The organism is Allobosea sp. CER48 (assembly GCF_044752385.1).
In the GTDB taxonomy this organism is placed as follows: Bacteria; Pseudomonadota; Alphaproteobacteria; order Rhizobiales; family Beijerinckiaceae; genus Allobosea.
The window spans coordinates 1-9427 of record NZ_JBIWYK010000080.1 but is presented as its reverse complement, the minus strand read 5'-3'; the positions used below and the strand labels follow the sequence as shown (position 1 = coordinate 9427).

At 65.2% G+C, this 9427-nt stretch carries 7 protein-coding genes and 1 pseudogene; all 8 read left to right on the top strand.

The annotated features are described in order from the left end of the window. A pseudogene (locus ACIPIA_RS05220) lies at positions 1-190 on the top strand (hypothetical protein); the annotation flags it as partial. 121 nt (positions 191-311) lie between these two features. Continuing rightward, on the top strand, positions 312-842 hold the full coding sequence (gene tssB / locus ACIPIA_RS05215; protein ID WP_400507339.1) for a type VI secretion system contractile sheath small subunit: 531 nt from the start codon (positions 312-314) through the stop codon (positions 840-842). Between the two features lie 58 nt (positions 843-900). After that, the gene (gene tssC, locus ACIPIA_RS05210) at positions 901-2406 is read left to right on the top strand and encodes a type VI secretion system contractile sheath large subunit (RefSeq protein ID WP_400507337.1); all 1506 of its coding nucleotides are present in this window, start codon (positions 901-903) and stop codon (positions 2404-2406) included. Between the two features lie 77 nt (positions 2407-2483). Continuing rightward, entirely contained in the window at positions 2484-3026 is a 543-nt protein-coding gene (locus ACIPIA_RS05205; protein ID WP_400507335.1) for an Hcp family type VI secretion system effector, read from the top strand. Positions 3027-3106: 80 nt separating this feature from the next. Then, the gene (locus ACIPIA_RS05200; RefSeq protein WP_400507333.1) at positions 3107-3655 is read left to right on the top strand and encodes a type VI secretion system baseplate subunit TssE; all 549 of its coding nucleotides are present in this window, start codon (positions 3107-3109) and stop codon (positions 3653-3655) included. A 4-nt stretch (positions 3656-3659) separates the two neighbouring features. Further along, positions 3660-5621, top strand: a complete 1962-nt coding sequence (gene tssF, locus ACIPIA_RS05195) for a type VI secretion system baseplate subunit TssF (protein ID WP_400507331.1) — start codon at positions 3660-3662, stop codon at positions 5619-5621. Continuing rightward, positions 5621-6682, top strand: a complete 1062-nt coding sequence (gene tssG, locus ACIPIA_RS05190) for a type VI secretion system baseplate subunit TssG (RefSeq protein ID WP_400507330.1) — start codon at positions 5621-5623, stop codon at positions 6680-6682. Before tssF ends, tssG begins: the two co-directional genes overlap by 1 nt. A gap of 11 nt (positions 6683-6693) precedes the next feature. Then, entirely contained in the window at positions 6694-9423 is a 2730-nt protein-coding gene (gene tssH / locus ACIPIA_RS05185; protein ID WP_400507328.1) for a type VI secretion system ATPase TssH, read from the top strand. Positions 9424-9427: the final 4 nt, after the last annotated feature.

Sequence of the window (9427 nt, the reverse complement as noted above, 5' to 3'; positions counted from 1 at the left end):
CCAGATTGCAAACCGCGCGGAGGCCGTGGCTGCGATGAAGGCGGTGGCTGCATTCTACAGGCAAGCCGAGCCGTCGCACCCGATGCCGTTATTGATGGACAAGGCGTGCGCTCTGGCGCAGCATGATTTCATGTCTTTGATCGGCAATATCCTGCCAGAAGTGACGCAAATGCCGGAGGATGAAAACTAGATCGAATTCTCGCGTTCCGATTGAACCTTTTATCGCGATGAGCAGACCAAGGTAGTGATGAGAGAATCCGGTTAGGCGTCACGTTACGTCGCTGTGGCACGAATGCAGAGAGGCACGTCACATGGCTGGGGATTCAGGACAGAAATTCATTCGCCGCAACAGGCCGCCTCGGGTGCATATCACCTATGAGGACCCCTACAATGCGGAGCAGAAGATCGAGCTGCCCTTCGTGATGGGCGTGCTTGCCGATCTCTCGGGCAACGCCTCTGCGGTCGAGAAGCCGGACATTTCCCAGCGGAAGTTTCTCGACGTCGATATGGACAATTTCGATCAGCGCATGGCCGCGATCGAACCCGCCGTCAGCTTCAACGTGGCGAACAAGCTCGGCGAAGACGCCAACGACAAGCTCTCCGTGGCGCTCAAGTTCACGAAGTTCGACGACTTCAACCCGGCAACCATCGCCCGCCAGATTCCCGCAACGGCGAAGCTGCTGGAGGCCCGTGAGCAATTGGCCAACCTGCTGCGATACATGGACGGCAAGATGGCCGCCAGCGACCAGATCAAGGCCTTGCTCGCCGACCCGCAATTGATGTCGGCGCTTAGAGAGCGGCTCGGCAAGAGCGAAACCTCCGAAGGCAAGACGCAGAACTGACGGCAGGGCGCGGGCCCGCCGCTGCGGGTCCCGGAGCGGTTAAGCGAGCGAGGCGGCAATGGCAGCGGAAGTACAGACCCAGCAGCCTGGAAGCACGGCTGTAGAGACCCGCGATGTCGAGGACTTCTCGGCGATCCTGAAACAGAGCTTCAAGCCCAAGACGGAACGCGCGGCGACCGAGGTCGAGAATGCGGTTGCGACGCTGGTCAGCCAGGCATTGGCGGACTCGACCCTGATCAAGGGCGATGTCATCGACACGATCGAGGAGATGATCGCCCGCCTCGACGCCAAGCTGACCGAGCAGATGAACGCGGTGCTGCATGCACCCGAATACCAGAAGATCGAAAGTGCCTGGCGCGGCCTGCACTACCTCGTCTTCAACTCCGAGACCGACTCGCAGTTGAAGATCAAGGTGATGAACGTCTCGAAGAACGAGCTCTATCGCAATCTCAAGACCTTCCCGGGTGCACGCTGGGATCAGAGCCCGCTGTTCAAGCAGCTCTACGAGCAGGAATTCGGGCAACTCGGCGGCCAGCCGTTCGGCTGCCTGGTCGGCGATTATCATTTCAGCCATGTGCCGACCGACGTGCAGTTGCTGCGCGATCTGTCGAAGGTCGCGGCTGCAGCGCATGCACCCTTCTTCGCCGGAGCGGACCCGTCCCTGATGGGCATGGACGCCTGGACGGAGCTGTCGAACCCACGCGACCTCGGCAAGGTCTTCGACACGCCGGACTATGCGGCCTGGAAAGGCCTGCGCGACGCTGCCGACTCCCGCTATGTCGGCCTGTGCCTGCCACGCGTGCTCTCGCGCGTTCCCTACGGCGCCAAATCCGAGCCCGTCGAGGAGTTCGCGTTCGAGGAGGACACCGACGGCCACCAGGGTGAGAAATACGCCTGGATGAACGCCGCCTACGCCATGGCGGTGAACGTCAACCGGGCTTTCAAGGAGTATGGCTGGTGCACGCGCATCCGCGGGGTCCAGTCGGGTGGGGAGGTACTGAACCTGCCGACCCATACCTTCCCGACGGATGATGGCGGCGTCGACCTGAAATGCCCGACCGAGATCGCGATCAGCGACCGGCGCGAGGCGGAGCTGGCGAAATCCGGCCTGATCCCGCTGATCCATCGCAAGAACACGGACAAGGCGGCCTTCATCGGTGCGCAGTCGCTCTACAAGCCCAAGGCCTTCTCCGGGCCCGATGGCGCGGCAGCAACGGCCTCCGACAACCTGTCGGCCCGGCTGCCCTACATGTTCGCGGTCTCGCGCTTCGCGCACTACCTGAAGTGCATGGTTCGCGACAAGGTCGGCTCCTACAAGGAAAAGGAGCCGCTGCGACGCTGGTTGCAGGAATGGATCACCGACTACGTCGATGGCGATCCGGTCAATTCCAGCGAGGAGACGAAGGCGCGTCGCCCGCTTTCCGATGCGCGCATCGACGTCTTCGAGGACGAGGAGAACCCTGGCTACTACTCGGCCAAGTTCTATCTGCGGCCGCACTTCCAGCTAGAGGGCATGGATATCGGCCTGAGCCTGGTGTCGCGGCTGCCAGCTCCCAAGCAGTGACCGCCACCTGACCCGTAGGTGACGGAGACAACGAGATCTTCAACGTGCCGGCTGGTCGAAGCCGCGCGGCAGGAGAGGTGCGTCCGCAGTCCGCTCGCGACAGCGAGCATTCCAACAATCTCTATATGGAGGTCACAATGGCCAGCGACTACCTGCTCGAGATCGACGGCATCAAGGGCGAAAGCAAGGACTCGAAGCACAAGGACACGATCGAGATCGAATCCTTCTCCTGGGGTGTGATCAATGCCGGCTCGCATGGGGCCGGCGCCGGCGGCGGCGCCGGCAAGGCGAGCTTCCAGGACATTCATTTCACCTCGCCTGTCGGAAAGGCGTCGCCGACGCTCTCCCTGTTCTGCGCCAACGGCAAGCACATCAAGAAGGCGGTTCTCTACGTCCGCAAACAGGGCGGCGACCAGCAGGACTACTACATCGTGACGCTGGAGGACCTGCTGGTGTCGAGCTACCAGTCCGGCGGCTCGGAAGCCAGCCGCAGCCTGCCGACCGACCAGTTCTCGCTCAACTACGCGAAGATCAAATACGAGTACAAGGCGCAGAAGCAGGATGGTTCGCTGGAGGCGCCGGTCACCATGACCTGGGACATCAAGGCGGGCAAGGCGTAGGCCGACCCGCACCGGCGCCGGGCACCTCCCGGAGCCGGTGCGTGGCCTGACTCCGGAGCGGGAAGCCGGAATCCAGCGACATGAACGATCCGATCTCGAAAAAGCGGCTGCGGCCCCCGCTGATGTTCGCATTTCGGGAGGCGCATCTGGAGAAGGATGCGAAGACCGCCCTCGACCTCCGCGACGAGGGCGGCGAGCGCGTCCTTGCGCAGCGGCGCGCGGCGCCACGTGCCGCCATCACCGAGCAGAAGCTCCGCCGCGAGATTGCGATCGATCTCGAAGCACTGGTCAATACGGTGAATCTGGAGGCCGCCCTCGATCTGACGGGATTCGACCATGTCCGCCACTCGATCCTGAACCATGGCTTCCCGGACCTCGCCCGGCTGTCGATCGACGAACATCGCGTCGACACCATCCGCGAGGACCTGACCGAGGTGCTGCTCGGCTACGAACCGCGGCTGATCCGCAGGTCGATCGTGGTGGAGCGCGACGAGACGCTCGACGCGGCCGAACTCAAGGTCCGCTTCCTGGTGCGGGGCGATCTCAACTGCGACCCCCTCAACATTCCCGTCCAGTTCGTCGCCGATCTCGAACTCGACACCGGCAAGATCGCGATCAAGGGGCGGTGACGTGATGAACCAGGAGTTTCTCGATCTCTATAATCAGGAACTCCGGCTCTTCATGGAGCACAGCAAGGAGTTCGCGGAGGAGTATCCTGGGATCGCCGAGCGGCTGGGTGGCCTGACCGGCGAGCGCATGGACCCGATGGTCGGCGGGCTCCTGGAGGGCGCTGCCTTTCTGGCGGCCCGCGTGCAGCTCAAGCTCAAGCATGAGTTTCCGGAGTTCACCAACAACCTGCTCGAGCAGCTTCTGCCGAACTATCTCGCGCCGACTCCTTCGGCGCTGCTCGCCGGAGTGACGCCGCCCTATTCCGATCCGGCGTTGCGCGAAGGGCTGCGCATCCCCCGGGGCTCCCATGTCGATGCGACCTATGTCGAGCGCGAGAGGCGGGTCGCCTGCCGGTACCGGCTGGGCAGCGACCTCACACTGTGGCCTTTCGAGATCACGGCGGCCGAGTACATTCCCGCGCCAGGGCCGCTGCAGGCGCTCGGCCTCAAGACGGGCACGCGAGCCCTGGCGGGCCTGCGCCTGTCGCTCGCCCATCGCGTGATGTCGGATCCGGAGCAGGAACCCTCGCCGGCGCAGGCGCTCAAGAACCCGGCGAGCTGGTTTGCGGGCTGCAGGGCCAGGGCACTCGACGTGCATCTACTCGGCGCCGAGGCCGATGCGGTGGCGCTCTGCGAGCAGCTCCTCTTCAACTGTTCAGGCATCCATTTCCGCCATCTCGACGAGTTCGGCGACCCGGTGGTGACGCCGGGCGAGGAGTGTTCGCTCGAGCAACTCGGCTTCGGCGAGGACGAGGCCTTGCTCCCGGCGGACAACCGCATCTTCCGAGGCTTTGCGCTGTTGCGCGAGCTGTTCTGGTTCCCGCGGAAATTCCTCGGCTTCCGGCTCGGCGGGCTCGGTGCGGTGATGCCGAGGCTCAAGGCCAAGGCGGTCGACGTCATCTTCGTCTTCGACGAGGTCAACGCCCGGCTGCCGGGGGCGGTGCGCAAGGAGATGTTCTCGCTCTATGCGGCACCGGCGATCAACCTCTTCGAGAAGACGGCGGACCGCATCCCGGTCAAGACGAACCAGCACGAATTCCATGTCGTGCCGGACCGCAGCCGCGCGCTCGACTACGAGCCGCACAGCGTGCTTTCGGTTCACGCGCATTACGTCGGCGGGCGCGAGAAGCAGCCGGTGCATCCGCTCTATTCGTCGCCGGAGGGCGCATCACCGGTGAACGCGCTGCACTACACGCAGCGTCGCCTGCCGCGCCGACGTTCGGCGGCCGAGCTGCGGCAGGGGCGAGCCTCGGACTATACCGGCACCGAGATGTTCATCTCGCTGGTCGAGCCGGCCGGCGTCGGGGATGCCGTGTCGGTGGCGGAGCTCAGCGTGCGGGCGCTCTGCTCCAACAGGCACCTGACCGAGCATCTGCCGACCGGGGCGGGCGGCGCGGATTTCCGCCTGATCGACAATGTCTCGCTGGATGTCACCTGCCTGGCCGGTCCGACGCCGCCGCGGGAGCCGATCGTCTCCCAGCTCAGGTTGCGTGCCGAAACCGCCAGCACGGGGGCAGTCACCTGGCGGCTGATCAACCTGCTCAGCCTGAACCAGCTCGGGCTCGTCCAGCGTGGCGCAGGCGAGAACGGTGAGGCCTTGCGCGAATTGCTCTCGCTCTTTGCCGATCTCGCGGACAGCGCGACCGAACGGCGCATCCGCGGCATCAAGAGCGTCGATAGCCGCCAGGTGGTACGTCGCTTTCCGCAGCGGGCCGGGACCGGTGCGGCGAGGGGCCTCGAGATCACCGTGCTGCTCGATGAAAAGGCCTTCGAAGGCTCCGGCGTCTTTCTGCTCGGGGCGGTACTCGATCGCTTCTTCGCGGAGTATGCGGCGATGAACCACTTTACCCAGACGGTGATCCGTACCGTCGAGCGCGGCGTGGTGGCGCGCTTTCCGCCGCGCGCCGGTTCAAGGCGGATCCTGTGATGCCGGGGCCGGACACTCCGATCGAGAAGACGCCGAACTATCAGGCGCAACTGGAAACAGAGCCCTGGCGGTTCGACTTCTACGCGGTGATGCGCCGGCTGGAGCGCAGTTTCCCCGAGCGCGGCCGCATCGGCGACGTCGCGAGCCGGCGGGACGAATATGTCGCCCTGGGTGAGCAGGCCTTTCTCGATTTTCCGGCGTCGACCATTGCGGGCGCCGATCGAGACGGGCAGGGGCGGCTCCGGCTCTTCGTCAAGTTCCTTGGCCTGCTCGGACCACAAGGCGCCTTGCCGCTCGCGACGACGGAGGAAAGCTATCATTGGCAGGTTGCGCGCGACGACGCCTTCCCGCGCTTCCTCGACATCTTCAACCACCGCTTTCTGCAGCTGTTCTACCGCGCCTGGGCAAATTCGAGGCCGGTTGCACAGCATGACCGTCCCGAGCTCGACCGGTTCGCGGCCTATATCGGCAGCATGATCGGCGTCGGGACGAAACCCTATCTCAAGCGCGACACCGTGCCGGATGCGGAGAAGCTGGCCTATGCCGGGTTGATGGGGGCACAGGCGAAGTCGGCCTCACGCCTTCAGAGCTATCTTTCCGGGCTGTTCAAGGCCGAGATCGAGATCGAGCAGTTCGTCGGCATGTGGCTCGCCTTCGATCCCGCCGACCGGTCGCGCCTTGGCGGCCGGCATTGCACGCTGGGGGGCGACGCTTTGCTCGGCGCCGGCGTCTACAGCGTCGAGGACAAGTTCCGGGTGAAGGTGGTGGCGTCCGACCTCGGACAATTCGAGCGCTTCCTGCCGAATGGCGACCGCTGCGAGCCCCTGGCGGATGCGGTCTTCCTGCATCTCGGAGAGCAGTTCGAATGGGATGTCGAACTCGCCTTGCCGGTGGGCGAGGTGAAGCCGGTACGGCTCGGCCGGTCCGGCCATCTGGGCTGGACGAGCTGGATGGCGCCGAACTGGGATGTCGCCGCGGGAACCCTGCGCCGCGATGCCCGCTTCCACCCCGCCGAGAGCCTGCGCCTGAAACGAAGCCGCGCTGCCACTTCCGGACACTGAAGGGGACGATCATGGCCGATATCAGCCTCGAAGCCGTGACAGGCAAGCTCAACCGGGTCGGCTACGACACATTCCTTCAGGCGCTCAGGCAGGCAAAGGGCGCCGGCAACCGCAATGTCGAGCTCGCGCATTGGCTCGTGCAGATCCTGCAGGGGCGCGCCAACGACCTGACGCTTACGGCGGACCATTACAAGCTCGACCGCGCCAAGCTGCTGATGGACCTGGGTGGCGTCGCCGAGGGTTTCCGTCGCAACGAGACGGAGATGCCAGGCATCGCCAACAACATCGTCGACATACTCGACCGTGGCTGGCACTACGCGACCCTGTTCTTCGGCGAGACCCAGATCCGGACGGGCCATCTTCTGGTCGCGGCCTTGAAGTCGAACGAATTGCGGCGCGCGCTCGCGGGGCTGTCCAAGGAATTCGCCAGGATTCCGGTCGAGGAGTTGGCCGCGGGTTACGGCAAGATCTGGGACGGCTCGGAGGAGGAGAACCTCCGCCCGATGGACGGTTCCGGCCTGCGCGCCGCCGGCACGCCCGGCGCGGAGGCCGCCGAAGGGGCGAAAGGCACGACCGCGCTCGATCGCTTCTCTCAGGACCTCACGGTGAAGGCGCGCTCCGGCACGATGGACCCGATCCTCGGGCGCGACGACGAGATCCGCCAGGTGATCGACGTGCTGATGCGCCGGCGCCAGAACAACCCGATCCTCACGGGAGAGGCCGGCGTCGGCAAGACGGCGATTGCCGAAGGTTTCGCCCAGCGGATCGCCTCCGGCGACGTGCCGCCGCCGCTGAGGGGCGTGCGCGTCTGCGCACTGGATATCGGCCTGATGCAGGCCGGCGCCTCGATGAAGGGCGAGTTCGAGCAGAGGCTGCGGTCGGTGATCGACGAGGTGCAGTCCTCGCCGACGCCGGTGATCCTGTTCATCGACGAGGCGCATACGTTGATCGGCGCCGGTGGTCAGGCCGGCACGGGCGATGCTGCCAACCTGCTCAAGCCCGCGCTGGCGCGCGGCACGCTGCGCACCATCGCGGCGACGACATGGTCGGAATACCGCCAATACTTCGAAAAGGACCCCGCACTGACCCGACGCTTCCAGCCCGTACAGGTCGACGAGCCTGATGTGGTGCGGTGCTGCACCATGCTACGCGGGCTGATCGGGCCGATGGAAAAGCATCACAAGGTACGGATATCAGATGCCGCCATCGTCGCGGCGGTTTCGCTCTCGCATCGCTACATTCCGGCGCGGCAACTGCCCGACAAGGCGGTCAGCCTGCTCGACACGGCCTGCGCCCGCGTCGCCATCAGCCAGAGCGCGACGCCCGCCGCGATCGAGGATGCGCGCGTGGCGATCTCCTCGCTGGAGCAGGAGAAGGCGGCTCTGACCGCCGATGCCGATCTCGGCACCGACAGCGCCAAGCGCCTGGGCGAGATCGAGGCCGAGATCACCGACCGGCAAGAGAAGCTGGCGGCGCTTGAGGCGGCCTGGGCGGGCGAGCTCGCGATCGTCGAGGAGATCAAGGCGCTACGCGCGAAGCTAGGCGAGAAGGCTCCGGAGGCGCAGGCCGGAGAGGCCAAAGAACAGGTGGGCGAGACGGCCGCGCCTGCATCGGCCGAGGCTCCCGCGGCCGAGTCTGCCGTCATGGCCGGCCCCGCGGAGGCTCGTGCCGCTCTCAATGCCAGATTCGCCGCCTTGAGCGAGATCGATGCGGCCAACCGCATGATCTTCGCCCATGTCGACGAGCAATCGGTCGCCTCGGTCGTCTCGGACTGGACCGGCATCCCGGTCGGCCGGATGGTCAAGGACGAGATCGAGACGGTGCTCAACCTCGCCGAGACGCTGAACAGGCGCGTGGTCGGGCAGGGGCACGGGATCGACATGATCGCCAAGCGCATCGAGACCAGCCGCGCCAAGCTCGACAACCCGAACAAGCCGATCGGCGTGTTCATGCTGTGCGGCCCCTCCGGCGTCGGCAAGACCGAGACGGCGCTCGCGCTGGCCGAGGCCCTCTATGGCGGCGAGCAGAACGTCATCACCATCAACATGAGCGAGTTTCAGGAGGCCCACACCGTCTCGACGCTGAAGGGTGCGCCTCCCGGCTATGTCGGCTACGGCGAAGGTGGTCGCCTGACCGAGGCTGTCCGGCGCAAGCCCTATTCGGTGGTGCTGCTCGACGAGGTCGAGAAGGCGCATCCCGACGTGCACGAGCTTTTCTTCCAGGTTTTCGACAAGGGGCAGATGGAAGACGGAACGGGCCGTCGCATCGACTTCAAGAACACGCTGATCATCCTGACATCGAATGTCGGCACCGAAGAGATCATGAACCGCGCCGGCAAGGGCGGGGCAAAGCCCGATCCGGAGGAGCTGGCGGTGTCGCTCAGGCCGGCGCTGCTCAAGGTTTTCCCGCCGGCGCTGATCGGGCGGCTCGTCACGATCCCATATTATCCGCTCTCCTCCGAGATGCTCGGCGGCATCGTGCGGCTCCAGCTCGGCCGCATCGGCAAGCGGCTCGCCGAGAACCACAAGGCAACCTTCCTCTATGACGACGCGGTGGTCGAACACATCGTCGCGCAATGCAACGACCCGGATTCGGGCGGGCGCATGATCGACAACATCATCACCAACTCCATGCTGCCGGCGCTCTCGCGGGCGATCCTCAACCTGCAACTGGAGAAGAAGCCGCTGACCGAGGCGCGGGTCAGCGTGGCCGACGGTCAGTTCGCCTATCGCTGCGCCTGACACA

What these genes read in the sequence shown, in the direction of transcription:
- tssF (WP_400507331.1), top strand. Translation starts at nt 3,660, where the DNA reads ATGAACCAGGAGTTTCTCGATCTCTATAATCAGGAACTCCGGCTCTTC.
- tssC (WP_400507337.1), top strand. Translation starts at nt 901, where the DNA reads ATGGCAGCGGAAGTACAGACCCAGCAGCCTGGAAGCACGGCTGTAGAG.
- tssG (WP_400507330.1), top strand. Translation starts at nt 5,621, where the DNA reads ATGCCGGGGCCGGACACTCCGATCGAGAAGACGCCGAACTATCAGGCG.
- ACIPIA_RS05200 (WP_400507333.1), top strand. Translation starts at nt 3,107, where the DNA reads ATGAACGATCCGATCTCGAAAAAGCGGCTGCGGCCCCCGCTGATGTTC.
- tssB (WP_400507339.1), top strand. Translation starts at nt 312, where the DNA reads ATGGCTGGGGATTCAGGACAGAAATTCATTCGCCGCAACAGGCCGCCT.
- tssH (WP_400507328.1), top strand. Translation starts at nt 6,694, where the DNA reads ATGGCCGATATCAGCCTCGAAGCCGTGACAGGCAAGCTCAACCGGGTC.